Source organism: Rhodospirillales bacterium, assembly GCA_014323865.1.
Lineage (GTDB): Bacteria > Pseudomonadota > Alphaproteobacteria > SP197 > SP197 > SP197.
In genome coordinates this window covers 75607-96042 of the sequence record JACONG010000006.1, presented here as the reverse complement: position 1 = coordinate 96042, position 20436 = coordinate 75607, and the positions used below count along the sequence as shown (strand labels likewise).

The window sequence follows — 20436 nt, the reverse complement described above, 5'->3', positions numbered from 1 at the left end:
GGAGACGATCATGGCCAATAAGAGCTTCGACCTCGTGGTCATAGGCGCCGGACCTGGCGGCTATGTGGCGGCCATTCGCGCGGCACAGCTCGGCATGTCGACCGCGGTCATCGAGCGTGAACATCTCGGTGGAATCTGCCTCAACTGGGGCTGCATCCCGACCAAGGCTCTGCTGCGCTCAGCAGAGGTCATGCACCTCATGAAGAACGCGGGCGACTACGGTCTGAAGGCTGAGAACATCGGCTTCGACGTCAGGAAGGTCGTCGAGCGCAGCCGCAAGGTCGCCAAACGCCTCTCGGACGGCGTCAGATTCCTGCTCATGAAGAACAAGGTCACGGTCATCGACGGCGAAGGTTGTCTGGCCGGCAAGGGCAAGATCGTCGCCTCGAAAGATGGCAAGGACGAGGAGATCAGCGCCAGGCACATAATCCTCGCGACCGGCGCCCGGTCCCGCGAACTGCCCGGCCTCAAGGCCGACGACAAGACGGTCTGGACCTGCAAGGAAGCCATGGTGCCCGAGGCGATTCCGGCCTCGCTGCTGGTGGTCGGCTCCGGCGCGATCGGCATCGAGTTTGCAAGCTTCTATCGCGATATGGGAGCAGAGGTCACGGTCGTCGAGGTCGTCGACCGCATCCTGCCCGCCGAGGACGCCGAAATCGCCAGGTTCGCCCACAAGGCGTTCGAAAAGCGGGGTATCAGGATCATGAGCGGCTCCAAGGTGACCGGCATGCGCGCGACCAGGAAAAGCGCCAAGGTCGATATCGAGGATACCAAGGGCAACACCCGGACGATCGAGGTCGAGAAGGTGCTCTCAGCTGTCGGAATCACCGGCAATGTCGAGAACATCGGGCTCGAAGGCACCAGGATCGAGGTTGATCGCGGGCACGTTGTGGTCAACGAGTGGCTCGAGACCGGAGAACCCGGCGTCTATGCCATCGGCGATCTCGTCGGTCCGCCCTGGCTGGCCCACAAGGCGAGCCACGAGGCCGTGGTTTGTGTCGAGAAGATCGCCGGACAGCCCGATGTTCACCCGCTCGACACCCGGAACATTCCGGGTTGCACCTATTGTCATCCCCAGATCGCCAGCATCGGCTATTCCGAGGCGGCGGCGAAGGATGCGGGCTACGAGATCCGTGTTGGCCGCTTCCCGTTCACCGGGAACGGCAAGGCGATCACCCTGGGCGACGACCAGGGCATGATCAAGACGGTGTTCGACGCCAGGACCGGTGAATTGCTGGGCGCTCATTTGGTCGGTGCCGAGGTGACGGAGCTGATCCAGGGCTATGCAGTCGCCAGGACGCTCGAGACGACCGAGGTGGAGTTGATGCATACGGTCTTCCCTCACCCCACGCTCTCGGAAATGATGCACGAGGCGGTGCTTGCGGCCTACGACCGCGCGATCCACATCTAGGGCTGAACGGCCCAGGAGCCTGCCATCACCAAGGTTTCGCTCATCGATCAGGCCGCCGATACCGCGGCACGGCCGCGTCATCCGGAGAAGGTCTGGAAACCCGCCACCGCCCCCGTCCGCAAGCCGAAGTGGATCCGTGTGAAGGCGCCGGGTTCGCCTGCGTTCCATGAAACCCGCAAGCTGATCCACGAGGCCGGCCTTCACACGGTCTGCGAAGAGGCGACGTGCCCGAACATCGGGGAATGCTGGGCCGAAAAGCACGCCACGGTCATGATCCTGGGAGACATCTGCACCCGCGGATGCACCTTCTGCAACGTCGCGACCGGCAAACCCGGCCCCGTCGATGCCGACGAACCCCGCAGGCTGGCCGACATGGTGAGCAGTCTCGATCTCAATCATGTCGTGATCACGTCGGTGGACCGCGACGATCTTGCCGACGGCGGGGCAGACCACTTTGTCGCCTGCATCGGCGAACTGCGCGCCAGGGCGCCGGACACAACGATCGAGATCCTGACCCCCGACTTCCTGCGCAAGAAGGGCTCGATCGAGCGGGTCGCGCAGGCGAGGCCCGACGTCTTCAACCACAATCTTGAGACGGTCCCCCGGCTTTACCGCGAGGTCCGGCCGGGATCGCGCTACTTCGCGTCGCTCAACCTGCTCTGGCTTGTGAAAGAGGTCGATCCCACGATCTTCACCAAGTCGGGCCTGATGGTCGGCCTGGGCGAGAGCAGGGACGAAGTCCTTCAGGTGATGGACGACCTGCGCGCGGCCGGTGTTGACTTCCTGACCGTGGGCCAATACCTGCAGCCGACGCCGCGCCACCACACAATCGACCGGTTCTGGACGCCCGAGGAGTTCGAGGAACTCGAACGTTTGGCCTATGCCAAGGGTTTCCTGATGGTCAGTGCCAGTCCGCTAACCCGCTCATCGCACCACGCCGACAGGGACTTTGCCCTGCTCAAGCAACGGCGCGAGGGCGGCGAAGCCTGATGCCCGTCCATCGCGAGCAGAAACGGCTGCCCTGGAGCGCGGAGCAGCTTTACGACCTCGTGGCGGATGTCGGCCGCTACCCGGAGTTCATCCCGTGGTGCATTGTGTCCCGGATTCGCAAGCGGGAGGGCGACGTGTTCTGGGCGGATCTCGTGATCGGCTTCAAGGTGTTCCGCGAGCGCTTCACCTCGAAGGTGATCCTGACGCCGTCCGAGCGTATCGACGTCTCCTATACGGACGGACCGTTCAAGCACATGCGGAACCGCTGGCTCTTCATTCCCCAGGATGACGGAAGCTGCATCGTCGACTTCGACATCGACTTCGAGTTTCGTTCGAAGGTGCTGCATAAGGCCATCGGGGTGTTGTTCCATGAAGCCGTCCGCCGAATGGTGAGGGCCTTCGAGGCGCGCGCCCACGATCTCTACGGGCCGGGAAGAGCCGGGGAGCAGGATGCCGCCGAGTAGCAACGGAGGGGCGTGCCATGGCCAAGACCATCGCGACGACGGACATTCCCGGTTACGGCAACGGCTCGATCCGGGCCAGGAATGGGCAGACCGTTCGTTTGACCGACGTCGAGGGGCACCAGGTGGCCGATCTCTGGGCGATCGGTGCTCGGGACCATGACGAGTATCTCTCGACCGCTTTCACCCGGATGCTGACCGGACGCATGTTTCCCGCAAGCTGGGCGGGCCGTTCATGTCCACCTTCGACCGGTCGATCCTGACCCGGATGAAGAATGCCTCGCCCGGGCACCACGACATGCTGTTCGCGAGCTGCTGCGATGCGCTTTCCATCCTGGTTTGTGGCAGGCGAGCGTTTTCTGCTTTGGCAACAAGAGCGAACAACGCAACCATGATACCCAACCGTGGACAGACCTTTTTCGCTCATGAGATCTCCTGTTCCAATGAACTGCAAAGTGGTCAGTCGCGTGCTTCGTTCAGCGTCGAGAACACGGGATGATTGCGCACGGCTTCGTTGTCTTCGGCAAGATCGGCGGCGAGCTCGCCGTATCTGTCCCGCGCCCTGATGTCGGCCCCTGCGGCGATCAGGGCCTGCACGCTCTCCGCTGTGCCGTACTCCGCCGCCACGTGCAGGGGCGTCGATCCGAGTGCGTCCCGCGCTCCGAGGTCGGCCCCTGCGGCGATCAGGACCTGCACGCTATCCGCTGTGCTCGAAATCGCCGCCACGTGCAGCGGTGTATTTCCGAGTTCGTCCCGCGCCCCGATATCGGCCCCGGCGGCGATCAGGGCCTGCGCGGTCTCGCGATCCCGCGCCCAGTGCAGCGGTGTATGTCCAAACAATTCTTCCCGCGCCTCGATATCGGCCCCGGCGGCGATCAGGGCCTGCACGCTCTCCGCTGTGCCCGCCTTCGCCGCCACGTACAGCGGTGTCCATTCGTTTTTGTCCCGCGCCTCGATATCGGCCCCGGCGGCGATCAGGGCCTGCACGCTCTCCGCTGTGCCCGCCTTCGCCGCCACGTGCAGCGGTGTCCATTCGTTTTTGTCCCGCGCCCCGACGTCGGCCCAAGCGTCGAGCAGGGCCTGCACGCTCTCCGCTGTGCCAGAATGTGCTGCGTAGTGCAGGGGTGTCCATCCGTGTTCGTCACGGGCATCGATGTTGGCACCGGCCTTGATGCAGCGCTCCACATCCGGCAGGCCCGCGCCTCGCCAGAACGCCTGTCCCGTCCAATTGCATCCGTAGACCTGTGCCCCGGCCTGACCGGTCAGGATTAGTGCTGCCAGCATGGTGCTTGCGATGGTATTGGAAATTTTCATGGTTGGTCTCCTTTATGTTGAAGCGGCTATGTTGAAGCGGCGTGGGGGTGCGTATAACGCTGAGGGAATAAAACGATACGACACCCCCTGACGATAGCCGTTGCTGACTGAGGTTATCAGTAACCGACAGGCTCAAGTTCCTCTTCGACGAAGGTATCAGGTTTAACCTTGCGAACCGAGATAACAAAGGTCCGACCCCCAGCGTGGTAAACCATGGTGCCTTCCTATGCCCGCCGTGCTCACCAGGGACCATCCCGACTGCCGCGACAACGACTTCATCGCGGCCGAAGCGGCCGGCATCAAACACAGCCACATCCTTGACCCGCTGAACATCTTCCAGAACACCCCACCGCAGCCGGACGGTTCGTTCCTCTATGGCGTGGCCATGTCGGTTGCCGGTGACCATGTTGCGTTTTGCGCTGAACGCGACGGCATCGTGATCGTGACCGCCTGTTCATCGGAGCCGATCGACGCGGGCCGATCGACGTCGCTGCGTCTGGAAATCTTCAAGGGAACCTGGCCGCTCACAACCGACCTAGACGGCGCGGGTGATTCCGCCGTCGACACGGATGTTCTGACCTGTGATGTAACCACCGCCATCGGAGGCGAGGAACGCGACCGTCGCCGCAATTTCGTCAACCTGTCCGTAGCGTGACATTGGGATTCGCGCCTTGAAGTCCGGGTTCTCGGGAAGACTGTCGATGAAGCCCGGCAGCACGTTGTTCATGCGTACGTTGTCGGCGGCGTAGCGATCGGCGAAGAGCTTGGTGAAGCCAGCAAGGCCGGCACGGAAGACGCCCGAGGTCGGGAAAACGGGGTCGGGCTCGAAGGCCGCGAAGGTCGAGATGTTGACGATCGATCCGGAGCGCTGCGCCTGCATGATCGGCGCGACGAGGCGTGTGGGGCGGACGGCGCTGAGAAAGTAAACGTCCATGCCTGTGTGCCAGTCATCGTCCGATAGGTCCAGGACGGGTGCCCGCGGGCCGTGGCCGGCGCTGTTCACCAGGACATCGATGCGGCCCCAGCGGTGCATGACCGCGTCGACCAGCGCCTTGAGATCGTCGTTCGACTGGTTCGATCCGGTGAACCCGATGCCGCCAAGTTCCTCGGCCAGTGCCCGGCCCTTGCCCGACGACGACAGGACGGCGATCTCATGGCCTTCGGCGGCCAACCTTCGTGCCGCTGCCGCGCCCATGCCGCTGCCGCCCGCTGTCACGATTGCAACCTTCTTTGTCATCATCACGCCTCCGCGTCTGGTGTTCGGGCCAGACGTGGCACGGATGCGGTCGATTGACCAATCATGATTTGTCGCGTGAGACTGTAGAGAGTCTGCTGGCTGGATGAATGACGATGCACCGTCGACCCAATCTCGAATCGCTTCGGATGTTCGACGCGGCCGCGCGCCATCTGAACTTTCGCAAGGCGGCGGACGAACTCCACATCACGCAGGGAGCGGTCGCCCAGCGCGTGCGCGCTCTCGAAGACGACCTTGGTGTGCGGCTTTTCGACCGCCATGCGCGTGGTCTGATGCTGACACCCGAGGCGGTGACGTTCCACCAGCGGATTGCCGCTGCGCTCGTCTCCGTCGATGAGGCCATCGGCAACCTGGAACCCGATGCGGCGACCATTCGGCTCAGTCTTCCGCCCTCGCTGGCCGCCAAATGGCTGGTTCCCAGGCTCGCTGCGTTCTCGAGAGCTCATCCCGGGATCGATCTCCAGACGATCGCGACCGCACAACTCGCCACGTTCGGCGGCGACGGGGCGGACATCGCCATTCGCCAGGGGACGCCGCCGTTCGGCAACAAACTCGTCTGCGAGCGCCTGGCACCGCTTGGGTTGTGCGCTGTCTGCAATCCCGCCATGGCCGACGGTCTGTCGATGTCGCCCACACTCGGCGATCTTTCGGAACAGAACCTGATCGAGGACAGCCACGACAACTGGGCGAATCTGTTTCGGCGCGAGGGAACACCTGGGGTCCGCCCGGCGCTGCGCATCAATCGCACCGCACTCGCGCTCGATGCGGCCGCGATGGGGCAGGGGATTGCCCTGGCACCCCGTTTGCTCGTCGAAGATGGCGTTGCGCGAGAGGACCTGGCCGTGGTCTGGGATGAGTCGGATGACGACGCCTCTGGCTACTATGTCGTTTATCCGGGCAACCGCAGGAATCAGGCGCGTGATGCCGTCGCGGACTGGCTTATGAGCTATGCGCAGAGTTCCAGGACGAGCGACAAGGCGTCGCAAACGGCAGCCTGACGCACGGCATCCCGTCCGACGTCGCCGTAGCGCCGTTCCAGATGGCGAATCTCGCCGCCAAGGCCGGCTGCGAAGTGAACCAGGCCGGCCGGTTTGGCCTGGCTGTCACTGCCGGGACCAGCGACGCCCGTTACAGCAACTGCGATGCGTCCGGGATGACGGGCCAGAACGCCAATGGACATGGCGCGTGCAACCGCTTCGCTGACGGCACCGCGATCCATGATCAGGTCGCGTGGCACGCCGAGCATTTCGGTCTTGGAGTCGTAGGAATAGGTCACATAGCCGCGGTCGACGACGTCGGACGAGCCGGAGACGGCCGTCAGCGCACTGGCCACGAGGCCACCGGTGCAGGACTCCGCAATGACCATCATCAGCCCGCGCCTGCGGCATGCCGCGAGAACCTCAGCGGCGAGGATGTTTATCGCATCGTCAAACATCGGCGAGCCCGATCTGTGCGAGAACGAAGACGCCGACCGCGGCGAAGATCCCGGCCACGATGTCATCGGCCATCACGCCCAGGACGCCGGGAACATCGCGGTCGAGGCGACGGATCGGCCAGGGCTTCCAGATGTCGAACAGGCGAAACAGCAGGAAGGCGGCAACCCACAACAGTGGCGACAGCATCGCCGGGATAAGCGCGATCAGTTGTCCCGCGACCTCGTCGACAACGATGGCACCGTGATCGTGATCCGAACCCTGGGGGAAGGAGGCGATCAGGCGGCCGGCGGACATCATGCCGAGGCCGAACACCGCAACGGCGACGACCGCCAGGGCCCAGGGCCCCGCAAGATAGAGAACTGCGATGCCCAGAGGCAGCGCGGCCAGGGATCCCCAGGTGCCGGGGGCAGGTCTCAGGAGGCCTGCGCCGAACCATGTGGCGATGAACGCGCCCGGCATGCCGAGGGTGACGGTGGCCCGGGTCTTCATTGCGGATCGTGCGACGGCATGGCGATCGTGACCGCCGCCTGGCCCGCAATGCCTTCGCTCCGGCCGGCAAAACCCAGGCCGTCCGTCGAGGTGACCTTGATATTGACCCGCGACGGTGCCACGCCGAGCAGTTCTGCGACACGTGCCTTCATGGCGGTCTGGTGTTTGGCGAGCCTGGGTTTTTGCGCGATCAGCGTGATGTCGGCATGGACCAGCCGGGCGTGCCGTTGCTGCATGAGACCGACGGCCACGGCGACCATGTCGCTGGACGGGCGGCCCTTCCATTCCGCCGATCCCACGGGGAAGTGAACGCCGAGATCGCCTTCGCCCATCGCACCCAGCATGGCGTCGACCAGTACATGAAGCCCGACATCGGCATCGGTGTCGCCGGACAGGGTCTGATCGTGCGGAATGCGGATGCCGCACAGCATGACGTTATCACCCTCTGCGAAGGCATGGACGTCGAAGCCCGTGCCCGTGCGGGTTTCGATGTGCTCCAGGCGCGCGGTCGCGGCGTCGAGGTCGTCGGCCATGGTTACCTTCACGTTGCCTGTGTCTCCGGGAACGGTGTGGACGGCCATGCCGGCCGCCTCGGCGACGGCTGCGTCATCGGTCAGTTCATTGCCCTGTACCTTGTGATGGGCCTCCAGCAACGCCGCGAAACCGAAGGCCTGCGGGGTCTGGGCCAAGCCGAATTCGCTGCGGTCGAGCGTGGCGGCGATGATGCCGTCGGGGCAACGCTTCAGAGTGTCGGTCACGGGCAGCACGGGGATGACGCCGTCAGCGCCAGTCGCAAGGGCGTCCCGCAGGCGTTCAACGAGCGCCGATGTCACGAATGGCCGCGCGGCATCGTGCACCATGACCCAACCAGGATCGTGGGCTGCGAGGGCTTCGAGGCCCCGGAGGACCGAACCCTGACGTGTGGTGCCGCCGGGGCAGGCTGGCAGGAGATCGAAGCTACGGGTCGCGCGCTCGTAGAGTGCCCGGTGGTCTGGGTCGATCACGATCTGAATGGGCCCGACACCGTCGATGGCGGCGAGACGGCGCAGAGTCCATGTCAGCAGCGGGGCGCCCGCGATCTTGCGGTACTGTTTCGGTGTGCCGCCGCCTGCGCGTTCGCCACGCCCGGCGGCCACGATGACGGCTGCGATCTGCTGCATGGGGCCGGTCACGGGTCAGAGGTGCCCACCATAGGTCAAGCGGTCGAACGGGTCGACGGCGAGCCGCAAAATGCTCTAGATACCGCTCATGACGTCATCGCTTTGGCCCCATCTCATCGCCGCCGCCTGTGTGATTCCCGCAGCGGTCGTCGCCTGGCGCGGTGCTCGGGAGGCACCGTTCTGGGCGGTCTTCGGCTTTGCGGCGCTTGCCGCGACCGGCTGGGCCGCCGCACAGCAGGGTTCTGCATGGAGCGCCGGCTTCGGCGCAGCGCTCTGGCTGACCGTTGCGGCGACTCTGGTCATCTACCTGGTGTTGTGCCTCGTGCTGAGCGAAATGCGTCAGGTCGGCTGTCTTCTGGCTCCTTACATGGCGTTCCTTGCATTGGCCGCGGCGGTCTGGAGCCAGGCACCTGGCAGGCCGCTGAGCGAGGAGACGGCCCTGGGGTGGTTCGGCATCCATGTCACCCTGTCACTGGGGACCTATGTCTTTCTGACGCTTGCCGCGGTCGCGGGCGCGGCCGTCGTGTTGCAGGAGCGGGCGCTGAAGCGGCGCGAGCCCGGCCGTCTGACGAACCTGCTGCCGTCGCTGTCCGACAGCGAGCAGCTTGAATACCGAATGCTGGGGGCGGGCGAGGTGATCCTGGCGGCAGCAATCGTGACCGGCATGGGTGCGCAGTATGCTGCCGACGGCAGTCTGATTGACCTCAACCACAAGACGATCCTGACCATCGCCGCCTTTCTGGTGATCGGAGCCTTGCTGTTCGCGCGCCAGCGATGGGGTACGCGCGGACGCCTTGCGGCCCGCTACGTGCTGATCGGCTATCTGCTGGTCACGCTGGCGTACCCCGGTGTGAAGTTCGTGACCGATGTTCTGATCAGTTGACGATTGCATTCTGAGGCCTGGCGTACTAAAAAATGCTCAAAATTTGAGCAAAAAATGAAATTGCTAAAGAAATGAGCATCGAGATTGGCGATATCCAGCTTGAGGACTGTGCGCTCCTGGTGCCGCTTTCAGGCATCAAGGACATGGTGTTCCGTCGCATCATACGCCGGTACGGCGCAGCTCTGGTGTTCTCGGAAATCGTCGTTGAGTCGAGAACTGCTGTCTGGTTCCCGCGAGAGCGTGTCGAAGACCCTGATGCGATGGCGGTCATGATCATGATCGCAGGGACCTTCGATGACAATCGTGTCGAGCAGGCACTGACCGCATGAACGCGCTTCCCGCTGCCGCAGAACCTGTTGCCGATCTTCTGCCCGAGGGCTGGGACATTCTCGATCAGATGCCGGACGGCGTGCTTCTGGTCGCGCGCGACGGTCCGGTTTTCTGGGTGAACGCGGCGGTCGAAGCCGTGCTGCAGCAGGGCCGCGCCGATGTCCTCGGTCGGCACCTGGACGATCTCCTGGGCAAGGGATCGGTGCTTGCGGGACTGTGTGCCAGCATCGGTCCGGACACGGTGTCGCTGCGCGAACGGGCGATGCTTTTGTCGGGTCCGCCGCCCGTCTCCGACGGTGTCTACGATGTCCAGATCACATGTGCCGATCCGGCAGGTGAAACGTTGATCGTCACCTTGCGCGAGCAGGGTTTCGGGAACCGCCTCGAGGGAGCGCAGCAAGGCAGGGGCACGGCACGATCGCTCTCCGGGCTTGCGACGGCGCTGGCGCACGAGGTGAAGAACCCGCTCTCGGGCATCCGTGGTGCAGCACAGCTTCTGGAGTCGGCGGTCGGTGACCCGGATCGCGATCTCGCCCGCCTGATCGCCGACGAAGTCGATCGGATCTGCTCTTTGCTCGACCGTATGGAGGCGTTCTCCGAGCGCCATCCTGTCCCGCACGAGACGCTCAACATCCATGAGGTTCTCGACCATGTCGCCCGCCTCAGTCGCACCGGCATGGCCGAGCGCCTGACTGTCGTCGAGCACTACGATCCGAGCCTGCCGCCGATCGACGGCAACCGCGATGCCCTGATCCAGGTGTTTCTCAATCTCGTCAAGAACGCGGCCGAAGCCTGCGGTCCCGGCGGCACGATCAGGCTCGGGACATCCTATGACGGCAGCATCCGGCACGGCGGCGGACGTCACCTGCCGCTCGTCGTCACCGTGACCGATGACGGACCCGGCATACCCGACCACCTGATGGAGACGCTGTTCGAGCCCTTTGTCAGCGGCAGCGAGACACGCTCGGGCCTCGGGCTCTCGCTGGTTGCCAGGATGGTTGACAGCCACGGCGGGATCGTCTCGGCCGATCGCCTCGGTGACGAAACTGTCTTCCGTGTGGCCCTGCCGTTCGCACAAGGCGTGGCGACGCCATGACAACCGGCCAGATTCTCATCGCCGATGACGACAGCGCCGTGCGCACGATCATCGAACGCGCCCTGCAGCGCGACGGCCACGAGACGCGGGCGACCGAAAGCGCCGGGACTCTGTGGTCATGGGTTGCGGCGGGCGAGGGCGACCTGGTGGTGACCGATGTGATAATGCCGGACGGCAACGGCCTTGAGTTGCTGCCGCGCATCAACGGATGCAGGCCCGAAATGCCCGTCATCGTGGTGAGTGCACACAGCACGCTGATGACGGCGGTAAAGGCCACCCAGAGCGGTGCCTACGACTACCTCGCCAAGCCGTTCGACATTGATATTCTGTGTGAGACCGTCACGCGGGCACTGGCCACCCCGAGTACGACGCGCAACATGCCGGATGACGAGAGTGAGACGCCTTTGATCATTGGCCGATCACCGGCGATGCAGAGCATTTTCCGCATGATCGGCCGGCTGGCCTCGACCGATCTCACGGTGATGATCGAGGGCGAATCCGGTAGCGGCAAGGAGTTGGTCGCCCGCGCGCTGCACGACTATGGCCACAGGCGGGATGCGCCTTTCGTCGCGGTCAACATGGCGGCAATTCCCCGCGACCTGATCGAAAGCGAACTCTTTGGCCACGAGCGCGGCGCCTTCACCGGTGCCAACCAGAGACGCGAGGGGCGGTTCGCCCAGGCGCGGGGCGGCACCCTGTTCCTCGACGAGATCGGCGATATGCCGCCCGAGGCGCAGACCCGCCTTCTCCGTGTTCTGCAGGAAGGTGTCTTTGCGCCGGTCGGCGCGCGCCAGACGGTCGCGGCCGACACGCGGATCGTCGCCGCGACCCATCGCGATCTGACCGAAGCGATCATACAGGGGCGTTTTCGCGAGGATCTCTTCTACCGGTTGAATGTCGTGCCGATCCGCGTGCCGCCGCTGCGGGAGCGGAAGGAGGATATCGGTCTTCTGGTGCATCACTTCCTGCGGCAGGCCGCGCACGAGGATCTCCCTTTCAAGACGGTCGCTTCGGATGCGATCGACGCACTGATGGATCATGGTTGGCCCGGCAATGTGCGTGAGCTGGAAAACCTGGTTCGACGGCTGGCGGCGCTGTGTTCGGACGACATCATCACGGGCGCCGACGTCCTGCCCGAACTCGCCCGCAGCCGGACACTGTCATCTGTGCTCACAGGCAGCCTGACCGAGAGCATCGAAGCGCATCTGGAGGACTATTTCCGACAGCATGCCGACATGCCGCCGGCACCGGGGCTCTATGACCGCATGCTGCGCGAACTGGAACGCCCGCTTCTGGCGCTGACGCTCGACGCCACGGAAGGCAATCAGCTTCGTGCCGCAGAGATCCTGGGCATCAATCGCAACACCCTGCGCAAGAAGCTTCGCGATCTCGATATCTCGGCCATCCGCGGTCAGGGAGCCGGGCGGTGACCGCGGTTCCCGAACAGTCGGGCGGGCAGCGCCTGTGGCGCTGGTTCCTGCTGTGGTCGCGTCGTCAGGGACTGACGCGCAAACTGACGTATCTCCTGGCCATCGCCGCGACGGTTTCCGGGTTTGCAACCTACGGTGCCCTGACACGCTCAGGCCCCTACGGTCCCGATACCGATACCGTCATCCTTCTACTCAACATCGATCTTGTCCTGCTGCTCTTGCTGGGCGCGGTGGTCGGTCGCCGGTTGCTTGTTCTGTCGTCGCAGCGGCGGCGGGGCATGACCGGCTCCAAGCTGCAGGCACGTCTGGTGGCGGCGTTCGCGCTGGCAGCCATCGTGCCGGCGATCCTAGTCGGTGTTTCCTCGGTACTGTTCTTCACGCTCGGTGTCGAGGCCTGGTTCAGCGAGCGCGTGAGGACGGCGCTTGAGCAGTCCGTCGAGGTGGCCGAGGCTTACACGACCGAACACGCGGGCAACCTGCGTTCGCACACCTCGGCGATGGCGCGTGATCTCGATCGTGCTGGACCGGCCCTGCTGGCGAATGAATACAACCTCAGCCGCATGCTCGAGGCGCAATCGGCTCTGCGCGAGCTCTCCGAAGCCCTCGTGTTCCGTGGCGACGGCCGGATTCTGGGGCAGACGTCGTTGAGTTTCTCGCTCGCCCTCGCTTTACAGCCGTTGCCCGAGGATCTGCTGGTTCGCGCGGGACCGGATACGGTCCTGATGCTGACGACGGAAACGAACGACCGTGTGCGCGCGCTCATCGAACTGGAAGGAACGCCTGACACCTATCTCTTTGTCGGCCGGCTGGTTGATCCGATCGTGATCGGTCATACCGAACAGGTGTCCGAAGCGGTGAGCGAGTTTCAGGATCTTGAGGGCCAGCGCTCGAGCCTGCAGATCGTCTTCGCGTTGGTCTATGTCGTGTCCGCGCTTCTGTTGCTCTTTGTCGCCATGTGGTTCGCGCTGCAGTTCGCCTCACGCATCGTGCAACCGGTGACGGCGCTGGCCGGTGCGGCCGAGCGCGTGCGGGCGGGCGATCTCACCGCACGGGTCGAGGGCGAGGGCGGTGCGGACGAGCTGGCCTCGCTCAGCCGTGCGTTCAACCGAATGACCGGCCAGCTTGCGACCCAGCGTCATGAACTGATCGAAGCCAACCGACAGTTGGATACGCGCCGACGGTTCACGGAGTCGGTGCTGTCCGGGGTCAGCGCAGGTGTGATCGGTCTCGATGACAACGGCATCGTCGAGTTGCCCAACCGCCGTGCACTCTCTCTCCTCGAGGTGGGTTATCAGGACCTCGTCGGGGCCCCTCTGGGTGAGGTCGTTCCGGAGCTTGAGCCGCTGTTGGGAACCGCAATGACCAGCAGGGATCACGGTGCGGCGGGCAACGTCGAGCTGATTCGCAGCGGCCGGGTCACGAACCTGATGGTGCGGATCAGCCTGGAACGCGGTTCGAACATGACGGCCGTGGGCGCCGATAGCGAACCGGCACATACCGGCTATGTCGTGACCTTCGATGATGTGACCCCTCTGGTCGCCGCCCAGCGCAAGGCGGCCTGGGGCGACGTTGCGCGCCGTATCGCGCACGAGATCAAGAACCCGCTGACGCCGATCCAACTCTCCGCCGAACGCCTCAAGCGCAAGTATCTGGCGCAGATCGAGGACGCGCCGGATGTCTTCGAGGCGTGCACGGACACGATCGTCAGGCAGGTCGGCGATCTGCGTCACATCGTCGACGAGTTCTCGAACTTTGCGCGCCTGCCATCACCGGAGTTCCATCGTGAGAACATCGTGGAACTGGTCGATCAGGCACTGACACTTCAGGAGGTCGGCGGGACCTACATCGCCATCAAGCGCGACTTCCCGACGGAGTCATGTTTCGTCAGTTGCGACCGGCGACAGATCGGCCAGGTTCTGAACAACCTGATCAAGAACGCTGTCGAGGCGATCGGTGAGCGCAATGACGCCGCTACGGACCGGCGCGGTCTCATCCGGGCGACGGTTGCCGATGAGGACGGTCACTGTATCATCTGCATTGAAGACAACGGACGGGGCTTGCCCGAGGGTCCTCATGAGAAGCTCTTCGAGCCTTATGTGACCAACAGGGACAAGGGCACAGGTTTGGGACTGGCAATTGCCCAGCGTATTGTCGAAGAACACAACGGTTGTCTCGATCTCCGGAACAATCCGGACGGGGGCGCCTGCGCAACAATCATGCTTCCGCTCGAAATCCCGGGGCGTGGCACCGCGACAGCAGGCGATGGTCACGATGGTGCATGACATTCTGATCGTTGACGATGAAGCCGATATCCGATCGGCAATCTCCGGCATTCTCGAGGATGAGGGTTACTGCGTGCGCGGCGCTGCGGATTCGGCCTCGGCCGAGGCGGCGATCCGGTCGCGCGTGCCCTCGCTGGTCGTTCTCGACATCTGGCTGCAGGGCAGCGATCGCGACGGTATGGAGCTGCTCGGCCAGCTGGTCGCCGAACATCCGACCATGCCGGTGATCATGATCAGCGGGCACGGCAACATCGAGACAGCCGTCAACGCGATCAAGGTCGGCGCCTACGACTTCATTGAGAAACCGTTCCAGGTCGATCGCCTGCTGGTCGTCGTGAGGCGAGCGATCGAGGCCGCACAGTTGCGCCGCGAGAACGAGGAGCTCAAGCAGAAGACCCTCGTCGAGGACGAACTGGTCGGCGGGTCTCAGGCGATGAGCCAGCTCAAGGCGGCGGTCAGGCGTGTCGCGCCGACCGGGAGCCGTGTCCTGATCACCGGACCGGCCGGCGTCGGCAAGGAGGTCGTGGCGCGGCAGATCCACAGGATGTCGCAGCGTGCCACCGGGCCGTTCGTCGTGATCAATGCGGCGACGATGGCGCCCGACAGGGTGGAACTCGAACTGTTCGGCGCCGAGCGCGGTGCAATGGGCGGGGATTCGGCGCGCATGATGGGTACCTTCGAACGAGCCCATGGCGGTACGCTGCTGCTCGACAACGTCACCGACATGCCGCTCGAAACCCAGGGCAGGATCCTGAGGGCCCTGCAGGATCAGACCTTCTTCCGGGTGGGCGGCAACACGCCGGTCCAGGTCGACGTCAGGGTGATTGCCACGGCCAACCGCGAGCTCGATGCCGAAATCGCGGCCGGTAACTTCCGCGAGGATCTCTTCTACCGCCTGAGCGTGGTGCCGATCCGCGTGCTGCCCCTGGCCGAGCGGCGTGAGGATGTGCTGCTGCTGTGCGAACACTTCATCGAACGTGCTGCCGAGTACCAGGGGCTTCCGGCGCGCCAGATCACCGATGATGCCATGGCCACGCTGCAGGCGTCGGAATGGCCCGGCAACGTGCGCCAGCTGCGCAATGTTATCGACTGGCTCCTGATCATGTCGCCCAACGAAGGCGACGGGCGCATCACGACCGACATGTTGCCGCCCGAGATCGCCTCGAATGGCGCCATGCCGGTGCGCAGCGACGACGGGACCGAGATGATGACGATGTCGCTGCGCGAGGCGCGTGAGGTCTTCGAGCGGCAATACCTGACCTCGCAGCTCCTGCGGTTCGGCGGCAACATCTCCCGCACGGCAAGCTTTGTCGGCATGGAGCGTTCGGCGCTCCATCGCAAACTCAAGACGCTTGGCATTGGCGACGAGGACCGCGCTACCGAACGTCCGTCAAGGGCCTGAGAGAGACCGGCTCATGCAGGTGATCGTCTGCGGTGCAGGCCAGGTCGGCTTCAACATCGCGCGCCAGCTGGCCAACGAGGCCAACGACGTGACGGTGATCGACATGGACGCCGAGCGGGTCCGGCGGGTGGCCGAATCGATCGACGTGAGGGGGCTCGTCGGCTTTGCCGCCCATCCGCCGGTGTTGCAGCATGCGGGCGCCGAAGACGCCGACATGCTGATCGCGGTGACCTATGCGGACGAAGTCAACATGATCGCCTGCCAGGTCGCGCATTCGCTGTTCAACATTCCGACCAAGATCGCACGCGTGCGGCACCAGTCCTATCTGGAGCCGGCGTGGCGCAACATGTTCAGCCGCGACCATCTGCCGATCGATGTGATCATCTCGCCCGAGGTCGAGGTCGCGCAGACGATCATCCGGCGGCTCGAGGTGCCCGGCGCGCTTGATGTCATCCCGATGGCCGACGACCAGGTCCGCGCCGTCGCCGTGCGCTGCATGCCCGACTGCCCCCTGCTCGATACGCCGCTGGCGGAACTGACGGAGCTGTTCCCCAACCTCAAGATCTTCGTGGTCGGAATCATCCGCGACGACCAGCTGATCGTGCCCACGGGCAAGACCGAGGTGCGCGAAGGTGACGAGGTCTACTTCATCGCCGATACCAGCCACGTGCGACGCGCCATGTCGGCTTTCGGTCATGAGGAGCCCGAGGCGCGCCGGATCATCATCATCGGCGGCGGCAACATCGGGCTCTACATCGCGCACGAGCTGGAGGAGGAGCACCCGGACATCCGCTGCAAGCTGATCGAGCTGCACGAATCCCGGGCCCGCGAGGTCGCGGATCAGCTATCACGCACGACGGTCCTGCTGGGCGACGCGCTGGAGCGTGAAATCCTGGAAGAAGCCAATGTGGCGCAGACCGAGACCGTTGTGGCGGTCTCGAACGACGACGAGGTCAACATCCTGTCGTCGCTGCTCGCCAAGCGGCTTGGCGCGGACTGGGCCATCACGCTGGTGAATTCGAACAGCTACGGTCCGCTGGTCGGGCAGCTCGGCGTCGATGCCGTGGTGAACCCGCGCGGATCGACGGTCTCGACCATTCTCCAACACGTTCGGCGCGGGCGCATCCGCGGCGTCTACAGTGTGCGCGAGGGAGCGGGTGAGTTCATCGAGGCCGAGGCGCTGGAAACCTCGTCGATCACCGGCAAGAGCATCTGCGACATCCGGTTGCCCAAGGGCATTCTGATCGGCTCGGTCATCCGCAAGGGACAGGTCATCGTGCCGCGCGGCGACACCCGGATCCTGGCCCACGACCGCGTCGTACTCTTCACCAACGCCGATCTCATCAAGAAGGTGGAAAAGCTCTTCTCGGTCGGCCTGGAGTTCTTCTGATAGGGCGCAGAACCGGCTGGGTTCCGCCAACGACAAGGTTTGGAGGCCATCATGTCTCGTGTGGCTTACGTCAACGGGCGCTATGTCCCCCACAGCCAGGCGCATGTTCATATCGACGATCGTGCGCACAATTTCGCCGATGGCGTCTATGAGGTGATCCTCGTGGTGAGCGGTCGCATGGTCGATGAGGACGGCCATATGGTTCGCCTCGCGCGCTCCCTGCGCGAGCTCGATATCCCGGCGCCGACGACGGATCGGGCGCTGATCCACATCATGTACCAGACCATCGCACGCAACCGCGTGAAGGACGGCACGGTCTATCTACAGATCAACCGCGGGACGTCACCGCGCAACCATGTCTATGACAACGATGCTCTCGGGGCGACGATCGTATGCACGGCGAAGTCGGTTAAGCTGCCGAGCGATGCCGATGCCGCGCCGGGCGTGAAGGTGATCACGAGATCCGACAACCGGTGGGAGCGGGTGGACATCAAGACCGTGTCTTTGCTGCCGAACGTGCTCGCCAAGACGGCGGCGGCGAAGGAGGGCGCTTACGAGGCATGGCTCGTCGACGACGATGGCTTCGTGACCGAGGGCAGCTCGTCGAACGCCTGGATCGTCGATCAGGAGGGCAGGGTGATGACCCGTCCCCTTGGCGTCGATGTTCTGCCGGGCATCACGCGCGATCGGGTCATTCATCTGGCGCAGGAAAACGGCATTGAGGTCATCGAACGTGTCTTCAGCGTCGAGGAAGCGAAGAACGCACGCGAGACGTTCCTGACGAGCACGACATCGTTCGTGAAGCCGGTGACTCAGATCGACGATACGGTTATCGGCAACGGTCATCCCGGTACGACGACACGAACGCTGCTGGCTGCCTACCTCGCTTTTGCCCGGAAGGTTGCGCTGGAAGCCGCCGTCTGACGCGACCGTTTCTGTGATGTGACGTCTGTGTGGATGTTTCGGCGTGTCGTGGCTGCCACACAAGTTTCCGAAATGCGCATGCTTTCGCTTGTGTGCCGATGTGAACAGCGACTAGCGTTCACGGACGACGGGATCGGCGGGGAGGCCGGCAGGAACGTCCGAAAGAAACAAGAACGGGGGAGGCCGTGCCATGTCCCAGGACAGGCCGCACAACCTGCAGGACAGGTTTCTCAACAGCGTCCGCAAGGCGAAGATGCCGGTCACCATCTTTCTGGTGAACGGCGTGAAGCTCCAGGGCGTCATCACGTGGTTCGACAATTTCTGTGTCCTGCTTCACCGCGACGGTCATTCGCAACTGGTTTACAAACACGCGATCTCCACAGTGATGCCCGCATCGCCGCTGAAGCTCTTCGAACATGAAGACGCCGAGGGGATCGGGGAGACGGTCGACGTCTGAATTCCACGAAACCAGGGCCGCGCCCACGCGCTGCCTGGTTCTCTACCCATCCATGCGCGGCAAGTGGCGACGGCCGCGCGACGACGAACGCGCTCTTGAGGAAGCCGCGGCGCTGGTGCGCGCGATTGATCTGGAGATCGTGGCCGAAGAAATCGTCACAGTGCGCCTGCCCAAACCTGGAGCCTTTCTGGGCTCGGGCCAGGTCGATGGGCTGAAAGGTTACATCGCCGAGAAGGACATCGGGCTTGTGTTTCTCGACACCACGCTATCGCCCGTTCAGCAGCGCAACCTGGAAAAGGCCTGGAAGGCCAAGGTTATCGACCGCACCGGTCTGATCCTCAATATCTTCGGTGCGCGTGCGGCGACGCGGGAAGGTGTGCTGCAGGTCGAGATGGCTGCGCTGACCTACCAACGCAGTCGGCTGGTGCGCAGCTGGACTCATCTGGAGCGGCAGCGCGGCGGTCTCAGCTTCGTCGGCGGCCCCGGCGAATCGCAGATCGAGATCGACCGACGCCTGATCGACGAGCGCCTCGCGAGGCTGCGCAAGGAGCTGGAGGATGTCGTCCGCATGCGCGAGCAGCACCGGGGTGCCCGACGCAAGGTGCCGTATCCGATTGTCGCGCTGGTCGGCTACACGAACGCCGGCAAGTCCACTCTCTTCAATCGCCTGACCGGCGCCAGGGTCTACGCCGACGACAAACTCTTCGCGACGCTCGATCCCACCATGCGCAGCATCGACTTGCCGTCGGGACGCCGCGTGATCCTGAGCGACACGGTCGGCTTCATCTCCGACCTCCCGACCACGCTGGTCGCCGCCTTCCGCGCCACGCTGGAGGAGGTGATCGAGGCCGACGTCATGGTCCATGTGCGCGACATGAGCGATCCCGATGCGGAGGCGCAGTCGGAAGACGTCATCGCCGTGCTCGACGAACTCGGCATTGGCGAGGCCTGTCGCGACGACCGCCTGGTCGAGGTCTTCAACAAGATCGACCTGCTCGACGATGAGGCGCGCGAACACACCCTTGCGACCGCCGCACGTCGCCACGACGCCGTCGCCATCTCTGCCGTCACCGGCGAAGGCATCGACGACCTGCACGATCTCGTCAGCCGCCGCGTCTGGAACGGCCGCCAAGTGGTCGACCTCAAGGTTCCGGTCACCGATGGCAAGGCGATCAGCTTCCTGTATCGCCACGGCGAGGTGCTCGAACGCACTGACAGCGACACCGAGGTCGCCATGAAGGTCGGTATCGAACACAAGGACCTGGAACGGTTCCGGAAGATGGGCGCGACAGGCTAGCGGAACAGCTTTTGACCGAATATGGTTGTTTCGGTTGCATTCGTGTCGTTCATGCACTGCTTCCAAACCATCCAGGACATCGGCATGAGCTGAGTTGGATGCCTCGGAGGGTGTTCCCGCTGTTGCTCACTGTGGGGACAACCCAACCATCATGAAAGGAGGCATCCGGTGGAGGTCCGGATCGAGCACCTTGACGACGTTTTGCCCTATCTTCCCGAAGGGGAGGGCATGATTGTCCGCGAACGCGATGGCTTCAGGGTCATCGATTATGTCTACCAGTCGAACAAGACGTTCCCGAATGATGTCGCGCTGCAGTGCCGCGGCCTGAAGTTCGGGCCGGATGGGCGAATTTTGGCGCGCCCGGTCGCAACAGCGGAGCGGAACCGCATGATCGTCAGGTTCTGACCGGTCTTCCCCCCCCCCCCCCCC

The 20436-nt window shown here is 64.1% G+C and carries 22 protein-coding genes; 17 read left to right on the top strand and 5 right to left on the bottom strand.

Annotated features, from left to right (window positions below):
* The first annotated feature begins 10 nt into the window (after positions 1-10).
* From lpdA to GDA49_03065, 4 genes are read left to right on the top strand one after another with little or no spacing between them, the layout of a single operon-like run.
* Positions 11-1411 (top strand): dihydrolipoyl dehydrogenase, encoded by a 1401-nt coding sequence (gene lpdA, locus GDA49_03080; protein MBC6439397.1) that lies wholly within the window; start codon positions 11-13, stop codon positions 1409-1411.
* A gap of 24 nt (positions 1412-1435) precedes the next feature.
* Entirely contained in the window at positions 1436-2401 is a 966-nt protein-coding gene (gene lipA / locus GDA49_03075; GenBank protein MBC6439396.1) for a lipoyl synthase, read from the top strand.
* Positions 2401-2865, top strand: a complete 465-nt coding sequence (locus tag GDA49_03070; GenBank protein MBC6439395.1) for a type II toxin-antitoxin system RatA family toxin — start codon at positions 2401-2403, stop codon at positions 2863-2865. Before lipA ends, GDA49_03070 begins: the two co-directional genes overlap by 1 nt.
* A gap of 17 nt (positions 2866-2882) precedes the next feature.
* Positions 2883-3125: a DUF1989 domain-containing protein gene (locus tag GDA49_03065; GenBank protein MBC6439394.1), complete on the top strand. Its 243-nt coding sequence runs from the start codon at positions 2883-2885 to the stop codon at positions 3123-3125.
* Between the two features lie 196 nt (positions 3126-3321).
* On the opposite strand, the gene GDA49_03060 is transcribed toward GDA49_03065, so the two are convergent.
* Complete coding sequence (locus tag GDA49_03060; GenBank protein MBC6439393.1) at positions 3322-4176, bottom strand: ankyrin repeat domain-containing protein; 855 nt, start codon at positions 4174-4176, stop codon at positions 3322-3324.
* Between the two features lie 226 nt (positions 4177-4402).
* Here GDA49_03060 and GDA49_03055 point away from each other — a divergent pair, with 226 nt between their 5' ends.
* Positions 4403-4831 (top strand): DUF1989 domain-containing protein, encoded by a 429-nt coding sequence (locus tag GDA49_03055; GenBank protein ID MBC6439392.1) that lies wholly within the window; start codon positions 4403-4405, stop codon positions 4829-4831.
* On the opposite strand, the gene GDA49_03050 is transcribed toward GDA49_03055, so the two are convergent.
* Positions 4712-5416 carry an SDR family oxidoreductase gene (locus tag GDA49_03050; GenBank protein ID MBC6439391.1) on the bottom strand — a complete coding sequence of 235 codons (705 nt, stop codon included), beginning with the start codon at positions 5414-5416 and terminating at the stop codon, positions 4712-4714. The genes GDA49_03055 and GDA49_03050 overlap by 120 nt on opposite strands.
* A 110-nt stretch (positions 5417-5526) precedes the next feature.
* Between GDA49_03050 and GDA49_03045 the strand changes: the two genes are divergently transcribed.
* Complete coding sequence (locus GDA49_03045) at positions 5527-6429, top strand: LysR family transcriptional regulator (protein MBC6439390.1); 903 nt, start codon at positions 5527-5529, stop codon at positions 6427-6429.
* Here GDA49_03045 and GDA49_03040 read toward each other — a convergent pair.
* The 3 genes from GDA49_03040 to ispD are packed head-to-tail and all read right to left on the bottom strand — an operon-like array spanning position 6378 to position 8516.
* Positions 6378-6866 carry a CinA family protein gene (locus GDA49_03040; GenBank protein MBC6439389.1) on the bottom strand — a complete coding sequence of 163 codons (489 nt, stop codon included), beginning with the start codon at positions 6864-6866 and terminating at the stop codon, positions 6378-6380. The genes GDA49_03045 and GDA49_03040 overlap by 52 nt on opposite strands.
* The gene (locus GDA49_03035; GenBank protein ID MBC6439388.1) at positions 6859-7326 is read right to left on the bottom strand and encodes a phosphatidylglycerophosphatase A; all 468 of its coding nucleotides are present in this window, start codon (positions 7324-7326) and stop codon (positions 6859-6861) included. The genes GDA49_03040 and GDA49_03035 overlap by 8 nt, the downstream gene beginning before the upstream one ends.
* A gap of 26 nt (positions 7327-7352) precedes the next feature.
* Positions 7353-8516 carry a 2-C-methyl-D-erythritol 4-phosphate cytidylyltransferase gene (ispD, locus tag GDA49_03030; GenBank protein MBC6439387.1) on the bottom strand — a complete coding sequence of 388 codons (1164 nt, stop codon included), beginning with the start codon at positions 8514-8516 and terminating at the stop codon, positions 7353-7355.
* 88 nt (positions 8517-8604) lie between these two features.
* Here ispD and ccsA point away from each other — a divergent pair, with 88 nt between their 5' ends.
* The 11 genes from ccsA to GDA49_02975 all read left to right on the top strand — a co-directional run bounded on the left by ccsA (position 8605) and on the right by GDA49_02975 (position 20412).
* The gene (ccsA, locus tag GDA49_03025) at positions 8605-9399 is read left to right on the top strand and encodes a cytochrome c biogenesis protein CcsA (protein MBC6439386.1); all 795 of its coding nucleotides are present in this window, start codon (positions 8605-8607) and stop codon (positions 9397-9399) included.
* A 71-nt stretch (positions 9400-9470) separates the two neighbouring features.
* Complete coding sequence (locus tag GDA49_03020; protein MBC6439385.1) at positions 9471-9728, top strand: hypothetical protein; 258 nt, start codon at positions 9471-9473, stop codon at positions 9726-9728.
* Positions 9725-10825 carry a PAS domain-containing protein gene (locus GDA49_03015; GenBank protein MBC6439384.1) on the top strand — a complete coding sequence of 367 codons (1101 nt, stop codon included), beginning with the start codon at positions 9725-9727 and terminating at the stop codon, positions 10823-10825. The genes GDA49_03020 and GDA49_03015 overlap by 4 nt, the downstream gene beginning before the upstream one ends.
* Positions 10822-12255 (top strand): nitrogen regulation protein NR(I), encoded by a 1434-nt coding sequence (ntrC, locus tag GDA49_03010; GenBank protein MBC6439383.1) that lies wholly within the window; start codon positions 10822-10824, stop codon positions 12253-12255. Before GDA49_03015 ends, ntrC begins: the two co-directional genes overlap by 4 nt.
* Positions 12252-14537: a PAS domain-containing sensor histidine kinase gene (locus GDA49_03005; GenBank protein ID MBC6439382.1), complete on the top strand. Its 2286-nt coding sequence runs from the start codon at positions 12252-12254 to the stop codon at positions 14535-14537. Before ntrC ends, GDA49_03005 begins: the two co-directional genes overlap by 4 nt.
* Entirely contained in the window at positions 14527-15939 is a 1413-nt protein-coding gene (locus GDA49_03000; GenBank protein MBC6439381.1) for a sigma-54-dependent Fis family transcriptional regulator, read from the top strand. Before GDA49_03005 ends, GDA49_03000 begins: the two co-directional genes overlap by 11 nt.
* A 13-nt stretch (positions 15940-15952) precedes the next feature.
* Positions 15953-17329, top strand: a complete 1377-nt coding sequence (gene trkA, locus GDA49_02995; GenBank protein MBC6439380.1) for a Trk system potassium transporter TrkA — start codon at positions 15953-15955, stop codon at positions 17327-17329.
* A 51-nt stretch (positions 17330-17380) separates the two neighbouring features.
* Positions 17381-18253: a D-amino-acid transaminase gene (locus GDA49_02990; protein ID MBC6439379.1), complete on the top strand. Its 873-nt coding sequence runs from the start codon at positions 17381-17383 to the stop codon at positions 18251-18253.
* Positions 18254-18443: 190 nt separating this feature from the next.
* The gene (hfq, locus tag GDA49_02985) at positions 18444-18710 is read left to right on the top strand and encodes an RNA chaperone Hfq (GenBank protein ID MBC6439378.1); all 267 of its coding nucleotides are present in this window, start codon (positions 18444-18446) and stop codon (positions 18708-18710) included.
* Positions 18670-20007 carry a GTPase HflX gene (gene hflX, locus GDA49_02980; GenBank protein ID MBC6439377.1) on the top strand — a complete coding sequence of 446 codons (1338 nt, stop codon included), beginning with the start codon at positions 18670-18672 and terminating at the stop codon, positions 20005-20007. The genes hfq and hflX overlap by 41 nt, the downstream gene beginning before the upstream one ends.
* A 168-nt stretch (positions 20008-20175) precedes the next feature.
* The gene (locus GDA49_02975) at positions 20176-20412 is read left to right on the top strand and encodes a hypothetical protein (protein MBC6439376.1); all 237 of its coding nucleotides are present in this window, start codon (positions 20176-20178) and stop codon (positions 20410-20412) included.
* Positions 20413-20436 lie beyond the last annotated feature (24 nt).

Excerpts from the sequence above, each read along its gene's own strand:
- lpdA (MBC6439397.1), top strand. The coding sequence starts at position 11 with ATGGCCAATAAGAGCTTCGACCTCGTGGTCATAGGCGCCGGACCTGGC.
- GDA49_03070 (MBC6439395.1), top strand. The coding sequence starts at position 2,401 with ATGCCCGTCCATCGCGAGCAGAAACGGCTGCCCTGGAGCGCGGAGCAG.
- GDA49_03065 (MBC6439394.1), top strand. The coding sequence starts at position 2,883 with ATGGCCAAGACCATCGCGACGACGGACATTCCCGGTTACGGCAACGGC.
- GDA49_03060 (MBC6439393.1), bottom strand. The coding sequence starts at position 4,176 with ATGAAAATTTCCAATACCATCGCAAGCACCATGCTGGCAGCACTAATC.
- GDA49_03055 (MBC6439392.1), top strand. The coding sequence starts at position 4,403 with ATGCCCGCCGTGCTCACCAGGGACCATCCCGACTGCCGCGACAACGAC.
- GDA49_03050 (MBC6439391.1), bottom strand. The coding sequence starts at position 5,416 with ATGATGACAAAGAAGGTTGCAATCGTGACAGCGGGCGGCAGCGGCATG.
- GDA49_03045 (MBC6439390.1), top strand. The coding sequence starts at position 5,527 with ATGCACCGTCGACCCAATCTCGAATCGCTTCGGATGTTCGACGCGGCC.
- GDA49_03040 (MBC6439389.1), bottom strand. The coding sequence starts at position 6,866 with ATGTTTGACGATGCGATAAACATCCTCGCCGCTGAGGTTCTCGCGGCA.
- GDA49_03035 (MBC6439388.1), bottom strand. The coding sequence starts at position 7,326 with ATGCCGGGCGCGTTCATCGCCACATGGTTCGGCGCAGGCCTCCTGAGA.
- ispD (MBC6439387.1), bottom strand. The coding sequence starts at position 8,516 with ATGCAGCAGATCGCAGCCGTCATCGTGGCCGCCGGGCGTGGCGAACGC.
- ccsA (MBC6439386.1), top strand. The coding sequence starts at position 8,605 with ATGACGTCATCGCTTTGGCCCCATCTCATCGCCGCCGCCTGTGTGATT.
- GDA49_03020 (MBC6439385.1), top strand. The coding sequence starts at position 9,471 with ATGAGCATCGAGATTGGCGATATCCAGCTTGAGGACTGTGCGCTCCTG.
- GDA49_03015 (MBC6439384.1), top strand. The coding sequence starts at position 9,725 with ATGAACGCGCTTCCCGCTGCCGCAGAACCTGTTGCCGATCTTCTGCCC.
- ntrC (MBC6439383.1), top strand. The coding sequence starts at position 10,822 with ATGACAACCGGCCAGATTCTCATCGCCGATGACGACAGCGCCGTGCGC.
- GDA49_03000 (MBC6439381.1), top strand. The coding sequence starts at position 14,527 with ATGGTGCATGACATTCTGATCGTTGACGATGAAGCCGATATCCGATCG.
- trkA (MBC6439380.1), top strand. The coding sequence starts at position 15,953 with ATGCAGGTGATCGTCTGCGGTGCAGGCCAGGTCGGCTTCAACATCGCG.
- GDA49_02990 (MBC6439379.1), top strand. The coding sequence starts at position 17,381 with ATGTCTCGTGTGGCTTACGTCAACGGGCGCTATGTCCCCCACAGCCAG.
- hfq (MBC6439378.1), top strand. The coding sequence starts at position 18,444 with ATGTCCCAGGACAGGCCGCACAACCTGCAGGACAGGTTTCTCAACAGC.
- hflX (MBC6439377.1), top strand. The coding sequence starts at position 18,670 with ATGAAGACGCCGAGGGGATCGGGGAGACGGTCGACGTCTGAATTCCAC.